Consider the following 19,445-nt stretch of genomic DNA (forward strand, 5'->3'; position numbering starts at 1 on the left):
GGGGCTCCGGCAGCAGGCGCTTCCTGCGCACCCTCAAGCGCGGCGGGTCCCTCTACCCGGTGTACTTCGGCGAGTTCGACGACGAGGAGAACGCGGAGCTGGGTGTCACGGTCACGGCCACCCAGGTCCGCTCGAACGGCACGCAGCTCGCTGAACTGGGACGCCTGCTCGACGCGGGCGCGCTGCGCGTCGCGATCGACAGCACGTTTCCGCTCGCGGACGCCCGGGCCGCGCACGAGCGCGCCGCCCGAGGGCACATCCGAGGCAAGATCGTGCTCACGGTCGCCCAGGGCTGAGCCGTTTCCCCTCCGCGCCGAGGCCCGCACCCGTGCCATCCGCGCCCTCCTGCGCCCTGAGCCGGCCTGGCGGGCCGTCACGGCCTGCCAGGCCGTGACGGCCGGTTGATCGCGCCGGGGGCTTATTGCGTACGATCTGCAGGTGCATGAATACAGCATCAGGACCGCGACAGCCGACGACCTCGACGCCGCCCGCGGGGTGATGCTCGACACCGTCTACCGCGACTTCGGGACGGGATACGTGCCGCGCTGGCACGCCGACATCATCGATCCCGGCGCCGCCTATCTGCGGTCGCCGCGGCACACGCTGCTGGTCGCGGTGGACGAGCGGGACGGGGCGGTCGCCGGGACCGCGGCCCTCGACTCCCGGGGCCCGGTCCATCCTCCCAACCCCGCGTGGCTGGCGGAGCGGTACCCGTCGGGGGGGACCGCCCAGCTGCGCCGGGTGTACGTACGGCCCGAGTGCCGCCGCCAGGGGCTGGCCCGTCGGCTGGTGCGCGCGCTGCTCGACTTCGCCGCGGCCGACGGCGGATACCGCGCCGTCTATCTGCACACCGACCCGGGCGTGCCCGGCGCCGAGCCGTTCTGGCGGTCGCTGGGGAAGGTCGTGTGCGACGAGCGGGAGGAGCCGGGGGAGAGCCGGGTCCTGCACTTCGAGGTCCCGATGGCCTGACCGCAGGGCCGAACCCGGTGAGGTTGATGGAAATGATTATCATGTAGCCTCACCCTTCCCGCTCCGCGCAGCATCTGGAGAACCTGACCCATGCCCCCTGTCCGCCGCCGGACGGCCACCGCTCTGCTGCTCGCCCCGCTGCTCTCCGGCTGCTTCGCCTCCCCGGACGGCACGGCGTACGACGCGACGGGCGGCTCCGGCGGGGGAGGCGGCGACCGGCTGCGGGTCGCCATGGCCTTCCCGCCCGCCGAGCGCTTCTCCCCGTACGGCGCCGACGCCACCCTGCTCAGCCGGCTCGGCGTCACCGAAGGGCTGACCCGCCTGGACGGCAACGGCTCCGCGTCGCCCGCGCTCGCCGAGTCCTGGACCCGGGAGGGCCGCCGCGGCTGGCTGTTCACCCTGCGCGAGGCCCGGTTCCAGGACGGCGCGCCCGTCACCCCGAAGGCCGTCGCGGGCGCGCTGAACAGCGCGGCGCACGCCGACCCGGTGCCCGCCGCGCTCTCCGGGGTTCAGCTCGCCGCCAGGCCCGTGGGGAAGCGGCGGGTCCGGGTCACCACCGAGGCCGAATACCCCGCGCTGCCGCTCACGCTCTCCAGCCCGAGCCTGGCCATCCTCTCCCCGAAGGCGTACGGCTCCCCGAAGGCGCACGACAGGGCGGCCGCCCCCGACCCGGTCGGCACCGCCACCGGGCCCTTCGTACTCGGCCGGTCCGCCGGCGCCACCCGGGCCACCCTCAACCGCTTCGACGACTACTGGGGCGGCCTCGCCCACGCCTCCGGCATCGACGTCCGCTTCATCGCCGACGGCACCGCCCGCACCAACGCCCTGCGCACCGGCGAGGCGGACATCGCCGAGGCCGTGCCGGTCTCCCAGGCGGCCACCCTCGACAAGCCCACCGTCCGGGAAGTCCCCACCGCCCGGACCACCGCCCTCTTCCTCAACACCCGCTCAGGCCCCTTCGCCGACCCGAAGGTCCGCGCCGCCGCCCGCGAGGCCGTGGGGCCCGGCGTGTTCGCGCGGGGCGTGTACGAGGGCCACGCCGACCCCGGACAGGGCGTGTTCGGCCCCGCCCTGTCCTGGGCCACGGGCGAACACCCCGCGCCCGCGGGACGCCCCGCGGCCGCACGGGTCGAGAACACCTCCATCACCCTGGGCACCTACGACAACCGGCCCGAGCTGCCCGAGGCCGCCCAGGTGCTGCAACAGCAGCTGGAGAAGGCCGGGTTCACGGTGAAGCTGGAGGTCCGGGAGTACTCCCGGCTGGAGAGCGACGCGCTCGCGGGCAGGTTCGACGCCGTCGTCGCCGCGCGCAACACCATGCTCGACACCGGCGACCCCGTGTCCTACCTCGCCAGCGACTTCACCTGCCACGGCAGCTACAACCTGGCCGGGCTGTGCGACGAGGCGGTGGACCGGGCCGTCGCCGAGGCCGACTCCCGCGCCGACATCGACGAGCGGCACAGCGCCTCGCTCGACGCCCAGACCGCCATCCTCCGCACCGACGCCGTCGTACCGCTGGTGCATCAGCGCATCATCCACGGCGTCGGCGGCTCGGTACGGGGCGTGCAGCTCGACCCGTACGAGCGCACCCTCATCGGCCCCGGTACGCACCGTTGACCGGCATACGCCGCACCGCGGCCACCATCACCGGCGGACGGTCCACCGCGCTGAGCGCGCTGTGGCGCGCCGCGCTCGCCCTCCTGCTGCTGTGCGGCATCGGACTGCTGCCCTGGCTGTCCCGCACCGACCCCGCCCGCACCGTGCTCAAGGCGCGCGCGGCCGACCGCGATCCCACCCCCGAGGTGCTGGAGGCCATCCGCCGCGACCTCGACCTGGACGCCGGGCCGTCGCACCTCCTGGGGCATTGGCTCGGCGGGCTGACCCACGGCGACGCGGGGACGTCCTGGCTCTCCGGCACACCCGTGGCCCCCATGGTCGCCCAGGCCCTCGGCTGCTCGCTGCTGCTGACGGCCGGGGCGCTGGCGGTCGCGCTGGCCACGGCCGGCGCGGTGTGCGCGCGCACCCTGTGGCGCGGCGCGCGGCGACGGCCACTGCCGCGCGGCGCGGGCAGCGGCGGCGCGCTCCTCGCCGCGCTGCCGGAGTTCCTGATCGCCTCCGTCCTGGCCGCCGTCATCGGGGTGCGGCTCGGCTGGCTGCCCGCCGTCGGCTGGTACGGCTGGGCCTGGATGCCGCTGCCCGCGCTCGCGCTCGGCCTGCCCGTCGGCGCGGCGCTCGGCCGCGTCCTGGACGACGTCCTGCCCGGCGCCTTCGCCGAGCCCTGGGTGCGGGCCGCCGCCGCACGCGGCCTCCCCGCCCGGCGCATCGCCCGGCAGGCGCTGCGCCGGGCCGTCCCCGGGGTGCTGCCCAACCTGGGCCTGTTCGTGGTCGGCTTCACCGGCGGCGCGGTCGCCGTCGAGCAGGTCTTCGACATCCCCGGGCTCGGCCGGCTCACCCTCCAGGCGGCCCTGGCCCAGGACCTGCCGGTCCTCCAGACCGGAACCCTCGTGCTCATCGTGTTCGCCACCACCGCCGGTGGCCTCGCCCGCCTCGCGGCCCGGCTGCTGCTCGGCCCGGCGTTGCGCGACGGCGAACTGCCCACCCTCCACCACCCGTCCGGGCCGCCCGCCCGCGCGCTGCCCCTGCTGTACGGGGCCGTCCTGCTGGCCGTCGTCGCCGTCGGCGCGCTCCGGGACCCGATGGCCCTGGACACCACCGCCCGCCTCGACGGCCCGTCCTGGCAGCACCCGTTCGGTACGGACGCGCTCGGCCGCGATCTGCTGGCCCGGGTGGGGCACGGCGCCCTCACCACCCTCGCCCTCGCCCTCGCGGTGAGCGCCTGCGCCCTGGCCGTGGGGCTGCTGCTCGGCATGGTGCCCCGGCTGGCGGGCGGGCTCGTGGAGACCGCCAACGCCGTACCGCCCGTGCTCGCCGGGCTGCTGGTCGCGGGCACGGCCGGGGCCGGTCCTTACACGCCCGCGCTCGCCGTCGCCGCCGTCGCCTGGACGCCTCTGGCCGCGCACACCGCCGCCCTGCTGAACCAGGAGCGCGCCGCCACCCACCTCGCCGCGACGCGCGCCCTCGGCGCGGGCCGCCGCCATCTGTTCCGCCGCCATCTGCTGCCCGCCGTGCTGCCGCCGGTGGCGCGCCACGCGCTGTTGCGGCTGCCCGCCGTGGCGCTGGCCCTGGCCTCCCTCGGCTTCCTGGGCCTCGGCGCCCAGCCGCCGTCCGCCGAGTGGGGTCGGCTCCTCGCCGAAAACCACCCCTACGCCGAGCGGGCGCCCTGGGCCGTGCTCACCCCCGCCGCCGCGCTCGCCCTGCTGGGGATGGTGGCGGTCACCTCGGCCGGGGGAGTGCGATGGCCGGGGCGGCGGGCGCGGCGGTCGGCCGCCCGCGGCTGACACGGCTCTCGATTGACACATCTCGAAACGGCGACGGAGACTGGCGCGCACATCCGTGGTGAACTCAAGTTCACTGCGCGCACAGGCCGTTCGGCACGCGAGAGCGAAGGACACCGGAATGACCATCACCCGCGACCTGCTCATCGGCGGCGAGGACACTCCGGCCGCCTCGGGCCGCACCGCCGACGACCTCGACCCGTACACCGGCGAGGTGTACGCCACCGTGGCGGCCGGCGGGCCCGAGGACGTGGCGCGCGCGGTGGCCGCGGCCGACGCGGCTTTCCCGGACTGGGCCGCGATGGCCCCCTTCGCCCGCCGGAAGATCTTCCTCACCGCGGCCGACCTGCTGGAGTCCCGTGCCGCGCAGGCCGCGGAGATCATGCGGCACGAGGCGGGCGGCACCGCGCCCTGGGCCCACTTCAACGTGGCGCTGGCGGCCAACATCCTCCGCGAGGCCGCCGCCGCCATCACCGCGCCGCGCGGCGATGTGCTCAGTGCCCAGGAGGCCGGGGCGCTGGGCCTCGCCGTGCGCGAACCGATGGGTGTCGTCGCCGCGTTCGCCCCGTGGAACGCGCCGGTCATCCTCGGTGTCCGCTCGGTCGCGGCCCCGCTCGCCGCGGGCAATACCGTGGTGCTGAAGCCGAGCGAGGACGCGCCGCTGGCCTGCGGGCTCTTCGTCGCCGATGTCCTGCGTGACGCCGGGCTGCCCGACGGTGTGCTCAACGTGGTCACCAACGCCCCCGAGGACGCCGCGGAGGTGGCCGAGGCCCTGATCGCGGATGAGCGGGTACGGATGGTGAACTTCACCGGATCCACCGGTGTCGGCCGCGTCATCGGCGCCCACGCCGCGCGCCACCTCAAGCCCGCCGTCCTGGAGCTGGGCGGCAAGAACGCCATCATCGTGCTGGACGACGCCGATGTGGACTACGCGGTGGACGCCGCCGCGTTCGGCGTGTTCATGAACTCCGGCCAGATCTGCATGTCGGGCGACCGCATCCTCGTCCACGAAAGCCTCGCGGAGGAGTTCACCGCGAAGTTCACCGCCAAGGTCGCCGCGCTGCCCTGCGGCGACCCCGCCGACCCCTCGACCGTGGTCGGCCCGCTGGTGCGCGCCGAAGCGGCGCGGCGGGTGGCGGCGCTCGTACGGGACGCGGTGGCCAAGGGCGCGACCGTGCTCACCGGCGGCGGGGACCCCGAGGGTTCGGTCCACCCGGCCACGGTGCTGAGCGGGGTCACCGAGGACATGGATCTCTACCACGCCGAGGCGTTCGGCCCGGTGTGCGTGGTCGCCACCTTCGCCGACGACGCCGGGGCCATCGCCCTGGCCAACGCCACCGACCACGGGCTGACCTGCGGCATCATCACCGAGAACGGCACGCATGGGCTGCGGGTCGCGCGGCGCATCCGTACCGGCATCGTGCACATCAACGACCAGTCGGTGGCGGACGAACCCCAGGCCCCATTCGGCGGCATCAAGCAGTCGGGATACGGGCGCTTCGGCGGCCGCTGGGGCATCGAGGCGTTCAGCGACACCCGCTGGATCACCCTGGCCACCGAGCAGGCGCACTACCCCTTCTGACCGCCTCGGCGTCACGCCGTCTCCAGGCGCCGGATCAGATGGTCGCGGAAGGCGGAGACGGCGGCGGGCAGGGTACGGCGGGCCATGGACTGGATCTGGACGCTGCGCCGTGACAACTCGGGGTTGACCAGCGGCACCGCGGCCAGGCCGTCGGCGTCCAGTCTGCCCCGGTAGGTCAGATATCCCGCCAGCGTGACCCCGCCGTTCTTGCGGACGAAACCATCCAGCGCCCCGGAGTAATTACTGATGAAGGCGGGCTCGAATTCCAGGCCTTCCGCGGCGACGCAGATATCGAAGAGCTGCCGTACCGTCGTGCCCTGTTCCATGAGCGCCAGCGGATAGGGCAGCAGATCGGCGAGCGCAATCGCCTCCCGTTCCGCCAGCGGATGCCCGGCGGGCATCAGGGCATGGATCGGATGCGTTTGCGCGTACTCCACCCTGATGCCCTCTTCGGGGCCCAGCGAATAGGTGAGGGCGAGATCGGCGGCCCCGTCCCGTACTTCCTGGGTGGCGCCCGACGGCGAGGTGACCCGGAGCCGGAACCGCACCCCGGGATGGCTTTCGCGGAAGGTGACGACCGCCTCCGGCAGGACGTCCCGGCCGAAGCCCTCGGAACCGGCCAGCCGGATGGTGCTGCGGTACGGACCGCCGAGTCCGCGCAGGTCGGCGACGATCTGCTCGGACTCCAGCCGACTGCGCCGGGCGTACGCGGCGAGCAGTTCACCGGCCTCGCTGAGGACCATGCCCCGGGGCTGCCGCTCGAACAGCGGGACCCCGATGTCGTGCTCCAGCCGGGCGATCCGGCGGCTGATGGCGGAGGCCGCCACATGCAGCCGCGCCGACGCCTGGCTGATGGAACCGGTGTGCGCGACCTCCAGGAAACAGCGCAGCGAGGTCCCGGACAGATGCATGCCGGGTGACCCTACCCGCCCGGCCGTCCGCCCGTGAGACCAGGGCCGCCTTGCCGCACGGGCAATGCTGCCTTCTCGGACCGACAATTGTGCGCCCGAAGACCGCTCACTAGCCTTCTGTCGTCATACCGGCGTCATGCCGCCGTCCCACCGGAATTCATATTCCCGAAGGACGAACCCCCGCGATGAGGAAGGCCCTCGGTGACGCGTTCCGCAGCAATCCAGCATGCCTGCGACTATTTCGACTCCGGCGCGTTTCTCGCGGATGTGTCCCGACGGGTCGCCCTCCCCACCGAGAGCGGCGACCCGGCCTCGCTCCGCCCCTTGCGCACGTATCTCGAAGAGGAAATCGTCCCGGCCGTCGAACGGCTGGGCGCCACCGCCCGCATCGTGGACAACCCGGTCCCCGGCCACGGCCCGTTCCTGGTGGCCGAACGCCACGAGGGCGAGGGCCTGCCGACCGTCCTCACCTACGGACACGCCGACGTCGTCCCCGCCGAGGCGGACCGGTGGCGCACCGGCCTCCACCCCTGGCGCCTGGTGGTGGAGGACGAGCGCTGGTACGGCCGCGGCGCCGCCGACAACAAGGGGCAGCACACCGTCAACCTCGCGGCCCTGGAACACGTACTGCGCGCCCGCGGCGGCCGGCTGGGCTTCAACCTCAAGGTGCTCATCGAAACCGGCGAGGAGTGCGGCTCCCCGGGGCTGCGCGCCCTGTGCGCGGACCTGCGCGACGACCTCGCCGCCGATCTGCTGATCGCCTCCGACGGCCCCCGCGTCCACGCGGAGCGCCCCACCCTGTTCCTCGGCTCACGCGGCGGCGCCAACCTCACCCTGCGCGTGAACCTGCGCGAGGGCGCCCACCACTCCGGCAACTGGGGCGGGCTGCTGCGCAACCCCGCCACCGTCCTCGCGGGTGCGCTGGCCACCATCGTCGACGGCCGCGGCCGCATCCTGGTCCCCGCGCTGCTGCCCCCCGCCATCCCGGACGCCGTGCGGCGGGCGCTGGCCGGCCTCCCGGTCGGCGGCGGCGCCGAGGACCCGGACATCGACGAGGACTGGGGCGAGCCCGGGCTGACCCCGGCCGAGCGGCTGGTCGGCTGGAACACCTTCGAGGTGCTCGCCCTCGGCGCCGGAAACCCGGACAAGCCCGTGGGCGCCATCCCCGGGACCGCCGTCGCCCACTGCCAGCTGCGCTTCGTGGTCGGCACCGACGTGGCGAACCTCGGCAAGGCCCTGCGCGACCACCTCGACCAGCACGGCTACCCCATGGTCGACGTCGAGGTGGGCCGCACCATGCCCGCCACCCGCACCGACCCCGAGCACCCCTGGGTGCGCTGGGCCGCGGGCTCGGTGGAGCGCACCACCGGCGCCCCGCCCGCCATCCTGCCCAACCTCGGCGGCACCATCCCGAACGACGCGTTCGCCGACGAGCTGGGCCTGTGCACCGTATGGGTGCCGCACTCCTACCCCGCCTGCGCCCAGCACGCGCCCGACGAGCATCTGCTCGCGCCGCTCGCCCGCGAAGCGCTCCAGATCATGGCCGGCCTGTTCTGGGACCTCGGGGACACCACCGGGGACCCGACACCCCACGCCTGACCTCACCCGGACCCCGCACACCCCTGGAGCCCGCCTTGGACGCGACGAACCCCGGCACCACCACGGCCTCCGAGGCGACCGGCCCCGCCGGCCCCGGCACCCCGGTCAAACCGCATCGCGTCATCATCGCCGCATCGGTCGGCAACGCCCTCGAATGGTTCGACGTCGCGATCTACGGATTCTTCGCCGCCACCATCGCCAAGCTGTTCTTCCCCTCCACCGACGACACCGTCTCGCTGCTGCTGGCGTTCGGCACCTTCGGCATCTCGTACCTGGTACGACCGCTCGGCGCCGTCGTCCTCGGCCGCTACGCGGACCGGGTCGGCCGCAAGGCCGCCCTGATGCTGTCGATCAAGCTGATGATGCTCGGCACCCTGCTCATCGCGGTCATGCCCACCTACGCGGCCATCGGCCTGACCGCACCGCTCGGCATCCTGCTGGCACGGCTCATCCAGGGCTTCTCGGCGGGCGGCGAATTCGGCAGCGCCACCGCGTTCCTGGTCGAGCACGCGCCCCGGATGCGCGGCTTCATGTCCAGCTGGCAATTCGCCAGCCAGGGCGTCAGCACCCTGCTGGCCGCCTCCTTCGGCACCGTGCTCTCCAGCACGCTCAGCACCGGGCAGCTGGAGTCCTGGGGCTGGCGGGTGCCGTTCTTCTTCGGCCTGCTGATCGGGCCGGTGGGCTACGTCATCAGGCGCTACGTGGACGAGGCCCCGGCCTTCGCGGAGGACACCGGAACCGGGCCCGGCCCGGTGACGGAGGTGCTGCGCCACCACAAGGGGCGCGTCCTGCTGGCCGTCGCCGCCCTCGCCGTCTCCACCGCCATCACCTACCTGATCACCTACATGCCGGTCTTCGCCGTCAAGGAACTCGACCTGCCCGCCTCCACCGGATTCGCCGCGACCATGGTCACCGGCGCCGTCCTCACGGTCGTGACACCCCTGGTCGGCCACCTCTCCGACAAGACCGGCCGGATCCGCGTCATGGCCACCTCCGCCGCGCTGATCCTGCTGCTGATCCGCCCCGTGTTCGCCTTCCTGGTGGCACACCCCGGATTCGGGGTGATGCTCACCGTGATGTTCCTGATCGGCCTGTTGAAGGCCGGATACTTCGGGGCGCTGCCCGCCCTGCTGTCCGACCTGTTCCCGCGCTCCAGCCGCGCCACCGGGATGTCGATCAGCTACAACATCGGTGTGATGCTCTTCGGCGGAACCACCCCCGTCGTGATCGTCTGGCTCGTCGACCTCACCGGCGACAAACTCGCCGTCACCTGGTATTTGACCGCTCTCGCCGCCGTCAGCCTGGCCGCCGTGGCGATCGCACGCCGCCGGTTCGGCGTCCGCTGACCCGGCGGGCTGTGACGAAACGGGGGTGGCGCAGGAGGCAGGGAGAGGCGTAAGTAGTAGATGTGGATATTCGGCAGGGTGCCCCGGAACTCGGCCGGCCAGGGCAACAGGGGAGGCGGGCCCTGGTCGCGATCCCCCTGGCACTCATCGTCCTGATCGTGCTCGGCGATGTGTTCACTCCGGCGAGTGTCCGCCTCAGCCCTCTGCTCATCGCCGCCCCCGCCATGACCGCGTCCTTCGCCGGACCGCTGCTCACCGGCGGTGTCGGGCTGGTGGCCGTGGGTGCCCAGATCGGTATCAACGCCGGGCAGGACCGGCTGACGGCGCCCAACCGGATGGCCGAGCTCTTCACCCTGATCTCGGTGTCCGCCCTCATCGTGCTGTTCCGCGCCGTGCTCGACCGGCACGCCCGCGAGCTGAGCCGGGTCCGGGCGGTGGCCGACGTGGCGCAGAAGGTCCTGTTGCGCCCGCTGCCCGACCGGGCCGGCCCGCTGCGGATCGCCTCCGTGTACCTCGCGGCCGAACCGGGCGCGGAGATAGGCGGCGACCTGTACGCGGCGGCCCGCACCTCACACGGCACCCGCCTGATCATCGGCGATGTGCGCGGCAGCGGCCTCACCGCCGTCGCGGACGCCTCACTGGTCCTCGGCGCCTTCCGCGCCATCGCCCACTGGCCCGTACCGCTGCCCGAACTCGTCTCGCACCTGGACGCCGCCCTGTCCGCGGAACGCACCGAACCCACCGACCGGGCGCCGGGGGCGGGGGAGTCGTTCGTCACCGCCGCCGTGCTGGAGATCCCCGACGACCAGCCGGTGGTACGGATGGTCAACTGCGGACACCCGCCGCCGTTCCTGCTGCGCGACTCCACCGTCAAGGCCCTCGAAGGGCGAGCCCCCGCACTGCCGCTGGGCCTCGGCAGCCTCGCGGCCGGCCGCTACCGGGTCGAGGACTACCCCTTCGAACCGGGTGATCTGCTGCTGCTCTACACCGACGGTGTGATCGAGGCGCGCGACGCCGATGGCACCTTCTACCCGCTCACCGAACGGCTCCACATCTGGGACGGCGAGGGGCCCCGGCGTTTCGTGGACCATCTGCGCCGTGACCTGCTCGCCCACATCGGCGGCCACCAGGGCGACGACGCCGCCCTGGTCGTCCTGGAACGCCGCCCCCCGGAAAGCTGACCGCCGCGCGAACCACCGCTAAAGTGGTGATATGGGCAGCGGGAACGACGGCCCTGACGACTTCGGGCCAGACCCACTCGGCGACTTCCTCGCACGCTTCCTCGGAACCGGGCCCGGCGGGCAGCGGTCCGATCGGCATGTCGACTTCGGCCGGCTGATGAGCGAGACCGCACGCCATCTCGTCTCCTCCGCCGCGTCGTACGCGGCCGAACACGGCAGCACCGACCTCGACACCGAACATCTGCTGCGGGCGGCTCTCAGCGCCGAACCCACCCGCACCATGGTCTCCCGCGCCGGGGCCGACCCCGACCGGCTCGCCGCCGAAATCGACCGGCAGGCCGGGGACGGCCCGCCACGCGGCTCGGTCGCCGTCACCCCCGCCGTCAAGCGGGCGCTGCTCGACGCCCATGAGATCGCCCGGGCCCGCGGCTCCTCGTACATCGGCCCCGAACACGTACTCATCGCCCTCGCCGCCAACCGGGACTCCACCGCCGGGCAGATCCTCCACGCCGCCCACTTCGAACCCCGCGGCGCACCCACGGCCGGCCGCCCCGCCCCGGGCCCCGGCACCGACCAGCGGCCCGTGCCGGACCGCCGTGGCACCCCCACCCTCGACCGGTACGGCCGCGATCTGACCGACCTCGCCCGGGAGGGCCGCGTCGACCCGGTGATCGGCCGCGACGAGGAGATCGAGCAGAGCATCGAGGTGCTGGCCCGGCGCGGTAAGAACAACCCCGTCCTGATCGGCGAGGCGGGCGTCGGCAAGACCGCCGTCGTCGAGGGACTGGCCCAGCGCATCGCCGACGCCGACGTCCCCGACATCCTGCTCGGCCGCCGCGTCATCCAGCTCGACTTCGCGGGCATCGTGGCCGGGACCCGCTACCGCGGCGACTTCGAACAGCGCCTCACCGCCATCATCGACGAGATCCGCGCCCACTCCGACGAACTCATCGTCTTCATCGACGAACTGCACACCGTCGTCGGCGCGGGCGGCGGCTCCGAGGGCGGCACGATGGACGCCAGCAATCTGCTCAAACCCGCCCTCGCCCGCGGCGAGCTGCACGTCATGGGCGCCAGCACACTCCAGGAGTACCGCCAGTACATCGAGAAGGACGCCGCGCTCGCCCGCCGCTTCCAGCCCATCATGGTCCCCGAACCCACCCCCGCGGCCGCCGTCTCCATCCTGCACGGGCTCCGCGACCGCCACGAGGCACACCACCAGGTCCGCTACACCGACGAGGCGCTGCTCGCGGCCGTCGAGCTCGCCGACCGCTACCTCGCCGACCGCTTCCTCCCGGACAAGGCCATCGACCTGATGGACCAGGCCGGCGCCCGGGTACGGCTGCGTTCCAGCGCCCGCGGCACCGATCTGCGCGCCCTGGAGCGCGAGCTCGAACAGCTGACCCGGGACAAGGACCAGGCGGTCGCCGCCGAGCAGTACGAGCGCGCCACCGCCCTGCGCGACCGCATCGCCGAACTCGGCGCCCGTCTCACCGAGGGCTCCGGCACCCAGTTCCACGGCTCCCGGGTCTCCGAAGTCACCGTCGAGGACATCGCCGACATCGTCTCCCGGCAGACCGGCATCCCCGTCAGCAGCCTCACCCAGGAGGAGCGCGAGCGGCTGCTCGGCCTCGAAGAACACCTCCACAAGCGGGTCATCGGCCAGGAGGAGGCCGTCGCCGCCGTCGCCGACGCCGTGCTGCGCTCCCGGGCCGGACTCGGCGACCCCCACCGCCCCAGCGGCAGCTTCTTCTTCCTCGGCCCCACCGGCGTCGGCAAGACCGAACTCGCCCGCGCCCTCGCCGAGGCGCTCTTCGGCAGCGAGGACCGGATGGTCCGCCTCGACATGAGCGAATACCAGGAGAAGCACACCGTCAGCAGACTCGTCGGCGCGCCACCCGGATACGTCGGCCACGAGGAGGCCGGGCAGCTGACCGAGGCGGTGCGCAGACAGCCGTACGCGCTGCTGCTCATGGACGAGGTGGAAAAGGCCCACGCGGACGTGTTCAACATCCTGCTCCAGGTGCTCGACGACGGCAGGCTGACCGACGCCCAGGGCCGCACCATCGACTTCAAGAACACCGTCATCGTCATGACCAGCAACCTCGGCTCCGAGGCCATCACCGGGCGCGGCGCCGTCCTCGGCTTCGGCGGCGGCGACGCCGAGGCCGACGAGGCGTCCCGCCGCGAACGGGTGCTGCGCCCGTTGCGCGAACACTTCCGGCCCGAATTCCTCAACCGCATCGACGAGATCGTGATCTTCCGCAGGCTCGCCGACGAACAGCTCCGCCAGATCACCGATGTGCTGCTGGAGGAGACCCGCCGCCGGATGCGCGCCCAGGACATCCCGGTCGACTTCACCCCCGCCGCGGTCGACTGGCTGGCCCGCCACGGCCACCAGCCGGAGTACGGCGCCCGCCCGCTGCGCCGTACGATCCAGCGTGAGGTCGACAATCCGCTCTCCCGGATGCTGCTCGGCGGCCAGCTGCGTCCGCACAGCCCGGTCGAAGTCGACGTGGAGAACGACACGTTGGCGTTCCACATCGAGCAGGAGCCCGCGGCCGGCTGACCGTCAGCGCCCCATGGTCAGGCCGTCCTTCTTCGCGCCCCGGCTGAGGACCGCCTCCTGGATGGTGGACAGGGCGTGGGTGTAGCGGCTGTTGCCGGGGCTCTTCTCCAGTGCCCGGGGGAGGTTGACCACGGTGATCGGGTCGTTGTCCACGGCGTGCGGGATGAACTCCGCCTTCTCCACCTCCCACGGCTTGCCCTGCGCGGTGGGCGAGGCGAAGGTGAAGCGGGCCGCCGAGCCCATCTGCCCGCGCTCGTCCGGCATCACGCCCGCGACCTGGTCACCCATGCCGTAGACCACCCAGGTGCCGTTGACCTTCTCGTAGGCCTGGGGGACATGGGCATGGGTGCCGATGATGAGGTCGATGTCGCGGCGGCCGTGGCTCCGGGACGCGGTGAGCTTCTTGGCGAGGGACAGCTGGAGCTTGTCCGGCGCCTCCTGCCACTCGGTGCCCCAGTGCGTGGACACCACGACCACATCGGCCCCGGCACGGCGGGCGGCACGGGCGTCCTTGATGATGCGATCGGCGTCGATGAGGTTGACGATCCAGGGCTTCCCCTCGGGCACCGGGATGCCGTTGGTGCCGTACGCGTAGGCCAGCTGGGCCACCTTGGCGCCACCGGCCTCCATGAGGGCCGGGGTGGTGCTCTCCCGGGCGGACCGGGCCGATCCGGTGTGCCGGACACCGGCCTTGTCGAGGGCGTCGAGGGTGCGGGTCACGCCCTCCGTCCCGGCGTCCAGCGTGTGGTTGGAGGCGGTGGAGCAGGAGTCGTAGCCGAGCTTGCTGATCGCCTCGGCGATCTGGGGCGGGGTCTTGAACGTGGGATATCCGGTGAACGGCCCGCCCGCCGCCCCGTACACCGTCTCCATGTGGCAGATCGCCAGGTCGGCCTTGGCGACCACGGGCGCGGCGCCGACCAGCATGCGGTGGAAGTCGTAGCCCTCGCCGCCGGAGTCGGCGCGCGCCTGACGGATGACGGAGGCGTGGGCGAGGAGATCGCCGGTGGCCACCAGGGTGAACTTCTTCCGGGGCTCGGCGCGTTCCACGCCCGCTGTCTCGGAGGGCTTCTGTTCGGCGTGGCCGGTGGCGGGGCCGCCGCCACTGCCGCACGCGGTGGCGGTGGCGAGCAGAGAGGCCACGAATATCGCCGTTCGGTGGCATCGGTGAGGGAACACGTTTCACTCCGCACTCACGAGGGGCAAATGGGTGGATTGTCGTATTTATACGTACGACAGAAGATCACCCATCGGTGCGGTGCCGAGCTTCACCGGAACGGCAGAGCGGAAACACTCCATGAGCTCACAGCGTGAGCACGATCTTGCCGTGGACGTGGCGTCCGGCCTGCGGTGCCACGGCGTCGCGGATCCGCTCCCGGGGCCGGCGTGCGGCTCCGGGCCCGCAGCGCCGCCACGCCGTTCGTAGCGGTGGTCATGCCCTGCTGACGCTCATCCACGCCGCGCGGCCACCGGCACGATGACACGGCTGGCCGTCAGATCGACGGTCACCTTGGCCCCGGTGGGGTCCTCGAAGTAGAGGAAGTCGGCGTCGGTTCCCGCGAGGACGAGACCGAGCCGGTGGCCGGGCTCGATCCGGTAGTCGTTCGGCAGCGTCCGCCAGGTGACGCGGTAGGACGCCCCCGGGGTCAGCGGTTCGGGTGTGGTCACCGAGTGCCGGTTCTGCGCGTCCATCCAGCCCCGGGCGATCACCTCGGAGGGGCCGTGCACCGTCACATTCGCCGTCTTCTTGTAGCAGGCGTCGTCCGTGGCGGTGCTCTCCCCGTGGCAGGACTCCTCGGCGAGTCCGCGCAGCCCGTCGTGGATGCCGTTCAGCGGATCGTTGCGCGCCCAGTCGATCCGTTCGGCCGCGCCGTAGTCGACCAGCAGCGCGGTGAGGTTCGACGTCGGCTTGTCGAGCCTGACCCTGAGGTCCACGGTCGGGGTGCCCGAGAGCCGTACGCCGGTGCGCAGCGGCGGGGTGACAAACGCGAGCCTGCCGGGGCGGGCGGTGGCCGGGTCGGCGGTGAGGTCCGCCTCGCTCAGCTTCAGATCGGTGAAGGTGCCGGTGCTCGTGCCGGTGGCCGGACGGAGTGCCGGCGAGCCGTCGGGCTTCGGACGCAGGGACACCGGGGAGGTGCGGGCCGGCCAGTCGGCCCGGGTGGTCCAGGTGGTGGGGCCGGACTGCAGGTCGACCCGGGGCTCGTCCATGATGCCGTTCCGGATGCCGTACAGCCAGTGGTCGAACCACCGGTGCACGGTGTCGACCCAGCGGGCGCGCCGCCCGGGCCAGTCGAACGGGTCGGTGTGGCCGTAGCGCCCGAGCCACAGCTTGCGCGGGACGCCGCGCTCGGCCAGCGGGGTCCACCAGTTGGCGAGCTGGTCGATCCGCACGTTGTAGTCGCTGAGGTCGTGGACGGCGAAGACGCTCGCCCGCACCTTGCTCACCTGGGGAGCGGGCGGCGTGAGGTAGTCGCGCTCCTTCCAGTAATCGTTGTAGTCGCCGGTGGCGTCGTCCTCGCCCGCGGCCAGCCGGTCGCGCACCGCCTGGCACTTCGCGGGCGGGTCGGAATCCAGCGAACCGGCCAGCCAGGGGCCGAACCCGTTCCAGTGCTTGGCGCCGTTGGTCCGGGCGAAGTCGTACCAGGAGCTGATCCCGGAGATCGGGACGATCGTCTCCAGCCCCTCCACTCCGGTGCCCGCCACGGCGTTCGCCAGGGTCCCCTCGTAGGAGTGGCCGATCATTCCGGTCCTGCCGCTGGACCAGGTGGCCTTCACCTCGCTGCCGTCGGCCCGGCGGGCGGTGGCCCGGCCGCTCAGCCAGTCGATCGCCGACGTGGCGGCGGCGACGTCGGCCTTGCCGCCGACGGTGGGGCAGCCGTCGGATCTGCCGGTGCCGGTCACGTCGACGTCGACGACGGCGTAGCCACGGGGCACGAAGTAATTGTCGTAGAACAGGGGGAACGTGGCGGGGGAACCATCGGCGGCGTAGGCCTTCCTCTCCGCCTCGAAGCCCCGGCCGACGGTGTCGTTGTACGGGCTGGCCAGCATGATGACCGGGACCTTGAGCCCCCGTTCGGTTTCCCGGGGGCGGATGACGTCCACGGCCACGCGGTCCTTGGCGCCGTCACCGTCGCTGTCGACGGGGGTCTGGACCATGAGGTGTTCCCGGATGGCGTCCTGGTAGGAGAACACCGGTTGGGTACGGCCCCGGGCCACGCTGACCGAGGGGCCGGGGGAGGGGCGCGCCGCGGCGGGGCCGGGGGCGGTGGCGGCGAGGGACGTCGATATCGCGACCGCGACGACCGCGGCCCCTCGCCATCGTGTGATGAGCACGCGGTCCTCCTGATTGCGTGAGTCCTGCTGATCGGAAGAGCCCTGTCACGCCGAGGGGGCGCCGGACCGATCGGCCATCGGTCCGGCGCCCCCTCGGGGGAGGTGTTTCCGAGCCCGGGCGGCTACTCGGCGATTTTGGTGCGCATGATCCAGCGAAAGACCGCCGGGACGAGATCGCCGTCGACGAGTTCGAAATGCTCGTATCCATTGCGGTGCTGGATTTTGAGCTTCCTGGCGGCAAGGGACGACCGCCCGGTCCGGTGCGCCCGGGGAAGATCCTCCGGGCCCCCTTCGAGGACGACCTCGATCGGCCCGCCGTCGGGAAAATATGTGCTCTGTTCCGTCATCTGTTCACCCGTCACCTGTGCACCTCGCCCCTCGTGGATCGGCGATGTACCGGACCTGGCCGCGCCTTCACGCGGGAACCTGCAATTCGAGCCGGTCATCCGAGGTGAGGATGGCCCGCTGCATGTCCTGAAGGGCCCGGCACGGTTCGAGTCCGAGTTCCTCATTCAGCGTCTTCCGCGCCGTCTGATACACATGCAGGGCGTCCGCCCGCCGACCGCAGCGGTAGAGCGCCAGCATCAGCTGACGATGCAGTGCCTCCCGCAGCGGATGCTCGGTGGTCAGCTGGTACAGATCACTCACCAGTTCGCGATGGCGGCCGAGCATCAGCCGTGAATCGGTCAGCATTTCGACACATTCCAGACGGGCTTCCTTCAGCCAGGTCTGAAAGCCCTCGAGAATCGGGCCATGGCACACATCGTCGAGCAGTGGATCACGCCAGAGGTCGAGCGCGCTTTCGAAACTGGCCGTGGCCTGCTTGTAGCGCCGCTCCCTGAGGTGATCCCGGCCCTCGCCCACCAGTCGTTCGAAACAGTGGAAATCGAGGTCGTCGGAGCCCAGGCGCAGAACATATCCCGGGGGCCGGGTGAGAACCGGGCTTTCGCTCTGCTGGGGCCGGCGCAGGAACTTGCGGATCTGGGAGACGTACACATGAAGGCCCGCGATCGCCCGGCGCGGTGGGTCCTCGCCCCAGATCTCCGTGATGAGCTGGTCGATCGGGACCACCTGATCCGCCCGGACCAGGAGGACGGTCAACAGGACTTCGATCTTCCGAGCCCTGATGGATAACTTCCGCCCCTCCTCGGCCACCCGGAGAGGCCCCATGATCTCATATCGCACTACGTGCCCCGTCCGAGTCGCCGATTCGTGCGGTCATGGGGCAGTCGGCGACGTTGCCGGAAATCCCCGCGAAATTCTTCGTCTTTTCATGCCCGTCCGGGGGTGGCGCCTGTCTCCTGGAGACGAACGAATGTGCGGGCCCGCGTCGCATCCGTACCGCTGAGCCGCCCGCCTGTGGGAAGTGGACCGGCTGTTTATCGCCGCACGGGGACGGACAGCGCTGCCGGATCCGCTTACTCACGTCGTTCGCGACTGCCATTACTCACCCCTCTTTATCACGGACCTGCCGGTGCTTCGGAAGCCGCGAACGCGCAGTTCACTGCCCATGGCAGGTGCCCTTCGTCCTGAGCGAGTCCTATGACTACCCACCTCACCTAGAATCCGAATATATAAGCCCTAGAGGCGCCTCCTCGGAAAGGCGTGGATTCGCTACCGAGTGGAAGATCGGAGTCCGGATATCTCGGCCTTGTGTGAGAAGTGGGAAATCGCGGGACTTCAGGGGCCGGTCGCCCCGTGGAAACCGACCCCGGAATCCTTGGTCAAAGCTTGTGGGCCACCACGATCGCACAACCGGCACTGGGCACCGTGGGCAGCGCCGACTTGGCGGCGTCGAGCACTTCCTGCACGCTCACCCCGTGCCGCTCCTCGAACTCCCGGCGGCACTTCAGAATGCCGTCGATCATGCGGCCGGCGGTGTCCTTGGTGTGCTCGGTGACGTCGGTCAGCTCGTCCAGCAGCAGCCCTGCGTCGCTGATCAGGCCGGGCCAGTCCGCCAGCTGGGTCAGCGAGGTGACCGCGCCGGGATCGTTCTCCGGCTGATAGCTGCCATCGCTCGGCGGGGTCACATCCGTCAGCACCAGCCGGCCACCGGGCGCCAGCACCCGGGCCATCTCGCGCAGCGCCGTGGGCCGGTGCATGTGGTTGATGGACTCGAACGCGAGGACCGCGTCGAACGACGCCTCCCCGAAGGGCATGGCCATGGCATCGGCGTACTGGAACGACACCTGGTCGGACATGCGCTCGGAGCGCGCCGCCTCGGTCGCCTGCCTGACCTGAAGCTCGCTGATGGTGATCCCCAGAACACTGGCCCCGGTCGTCGACGCCACCCGCAGCGCCGGCTTGCCGATACCGCAGCCCACATCCAGCACCCGGTCTCCCGGCCCCACCCGCAGCCGCTCGATGAGCAGATCCGTGAAGCGGTCCGTCGCCTCCCGGACCGAGCTGGTGTCGGACGGGCCGTCCCAGTAGCCGAAGTGGAAGTTGTCGTCCCACGCCATCTGCAGCAGCGGTCCGAGCGAACTGTAGTAGTCCGACACCTGGCCGCCTGGCGGCGCGGGTGATGGGGATGTCATGGCACTCCTCCTGTGTGCTCGGCGCT

15 protein-coding genes are annotated in these 19,445 nt (G+C 72.0%); 9 read left to right on the forward strand and 6 right to left on the reverse strand.

Annotated elements, in window-relative coordinates:
• The 5 genes from ABZ562_RS36325 to ABZ562_RS36345 all read left to right on the forward strand — a co-directional run.
• A partial coding sequence (locus ABZ562_RS36325) for a zinc-binding dehydrogenase (protein ID WP_361488313.1) occupies nt 1-296 on the forward strand: 296 nt, incomplete at its 5' end.
• A gap of 142 nt (nt 297-438) precedes the next feature.
• On the forward strand, nt 439-969 hold the full coding sequence (locus tag ABZ562_RS36330) for a GNAT family N-acetyltransferase (protein WP_361488316.1): 531 nt from the start codon (nt 439-441) through the stop codon (nt 967-969).
• Between the two features lie 90 nt (nt 970-1,059).
• Complete coding sequence (locus ABZ562_RS36335) at nt 1,060-2,586, forward strand: ABC transporter substrate-binding protein (RefSeq protein WP_361488319.1); 1,527 nt, start codon at nt 1,060-1,062, stop codon at nt 2,584-2,586.
• A complete protein-coding gene (locus ABZ562_RS36340) occupies nt 2,583-4,367 on the forward strand; it encodes an ABC transporter permease subunit (protein ID WP_361488321.1) in 1,785 nt (594 codons plus the stop codon). Before ABZ562_RS36335 ends, ABZ562_RS36340 begins: the two co-directional genes overlap by 4 nt.
• 118 nt (nt 4,368-4,485) lie before the next feature.
• A complete protein-coding gene (locus ABZ562_RS36345; protein WP_361488323.1) occupies nt 4,486-5,946 on the forward strand; it encodes an aldehyde dehydrogenase family protein in 1,461 nt (486 codons plus the stop codon).
• Between the two features lie 11 nt (nt 5,947-5,957).
• On the opposite strand, the gene ABZ562_RS36350 is transcribed toward ABZ562_RS36345, so the two are convergent.
• The gene (locus ABZ562_RS36350) at nt 5,958-6,857 is read right to left on the reverse strand and encodes a LysR family transcriptional regulator (protein ID WP_361488326.1); all 900 of its coding nucleotides are present in this window, start codon (nt 6,855-6,857) and stop codon (nt 5,958-5,960) included.
• Between the two features lie 201 nt (nt 6,858-7,058).
• On the opposite strand from ABZ562_RS36350, the gene ABZ562_RS36355 reads away from it, so the two are divergent.
• The 4 genes from ABZ562_RS36355 (at nt 7,059) to ABZ562_RS36370 (ending at nt 13,552) form a co-directional block, all read left to right on the forward strand.
• On the forward strand, nt 7,059-8,456 hold the full coding sequence (locus ABZ562_RS36355) for a M20 family metallopeptidase (RefSeq protein ID WP_361488329.1): 1,398 nt from the start codon (nt 7,059-7,061) through the stop codon (nt 8,454-8,456).
• A 35-nt stretch (nt 8,457-8,491) separates the two neighbouring features.
• Nucleotides 8,492-9,802 (forward strand): MFS transporter, encoded by a 1,311-nt coding sequence (locus ABZ562_RS36360; RefSeq protein ID WP_361488331.1) that lies wholly within the window; start codon nt 8,492-8,494, stop codon nt 9,800-9,802.
• Nucleotides 9,803-9,864: 62 nt separating this feature from the next.
• Nucleotides 9,865-10,983 (forward strand): PP2C family protein-serine/threonine phosphatase, encoded by a 1,119-nt coding sequence (locus ABZ562_RS36365; protein WP_361488334.1) that lies wholly within the window; start codon nt 9,865-9,867, stop codon nt 10,981-10,983.
• Nucleotides 10,984-11,014: 31 nt separating this feature from the next.
• Nucleotides 11,015-13,552 (forward strand): ATP-dependent Clp protease ATP-binding subunit, encoded by a 2,538-nt coding sequence (locus ABZ562_RS36370; RefSeq protein ID WP_361488337.1) that lies wholly within the window; start codon nt 11,015-11,017, stop codon nt 13,550-13,552.
• 3 nt (nt 13,553-13,555) lie between these two features.
• On the opposite strand, the gene ABZ562_RS36375 is transcribed toward ABZ562_RS36370, so the two are convergent.
• The 5 genes from ABZ562_RS36375 to ABZ562_RS36395 all read right to left on the reverse strand — a co-directional run bounded on the left by ABZ562_RS36375 (nt 13,556) and on the right by ABZ562_RS36395 (nt 19,419).
• Nucleotides 13,556-14,692 (reverse strand): CapA family protein, encoded by a 1,137-nt coding sequence (locus tag ABZ562_RS36375; RefSeq protein WP_361488340.1) that lies wholly within the window; start codon nt 14,690-14,692, stop codon nt 13,556-13,558.
• A 306-nt stretch (nt 14,693-14,998) separates the two neighbouring features.
• A complete protein-coding gene (locus tag ABZ562_RS36380; protein ID WP_361488343.1) occupies nt 14,999-16,882 on the reverse strand; it encodes a Xaa-Pro dipeptidyl-peptidase in 1,884 nt (627 codons plus the stop codon).
• 122 nt (nt 16,883-17,004) lie between these two features.
• Complete coding sequence (locus ABZ562_RS36385; RefSeq protein WP_361488345.1) at nt 17,005-17,244, reverse strand: DUF5988 family protein; 240 nt, start codon at nt 17,242-17,244, stop codon at nt 17,005-17,007.
• A 52-nt stretch (nt 17,245-17,296) separates the two neighbouring features.
• Nucleotides 17,297-18,067, reverse strand: coding sequence for an AfsR/SARP family transcriptional regulator (locus tag ABZ562_RS36390; protein WP_361488347.1), 771 nt, complete (start codon nt 18,065-18,067; stop codon nt 17,297-17,299).
• A 539-nt stretch (nt 18,068-18,606) separates the two neighbouring features.
• The gene (locus tag ABZ562_RS36395) at nt 18,607-19,419 is read right to left on the reverse strand and encodes a methyltransferase domain-containing protein (protein ID WP_361488350.1); all 813 of its coding nucleotides are present in this window, start codon (nt 19,417-19,419) and stop codon (nt 18,607-18,609) included.
• Between the last annotated feature and the right edge of the window lie 26 nt (nt 19,420-19,445).

The sequence above is a fragment of the Streptomyces sp. NPDC019937 genome (assembly GCF_040631655.1).
Classification (GTDB): domain Bacteria; phylum Actinomycetota; class Actinomycetes; order Streptomycetales; family Streptomycetaceae; genus Streptomyces.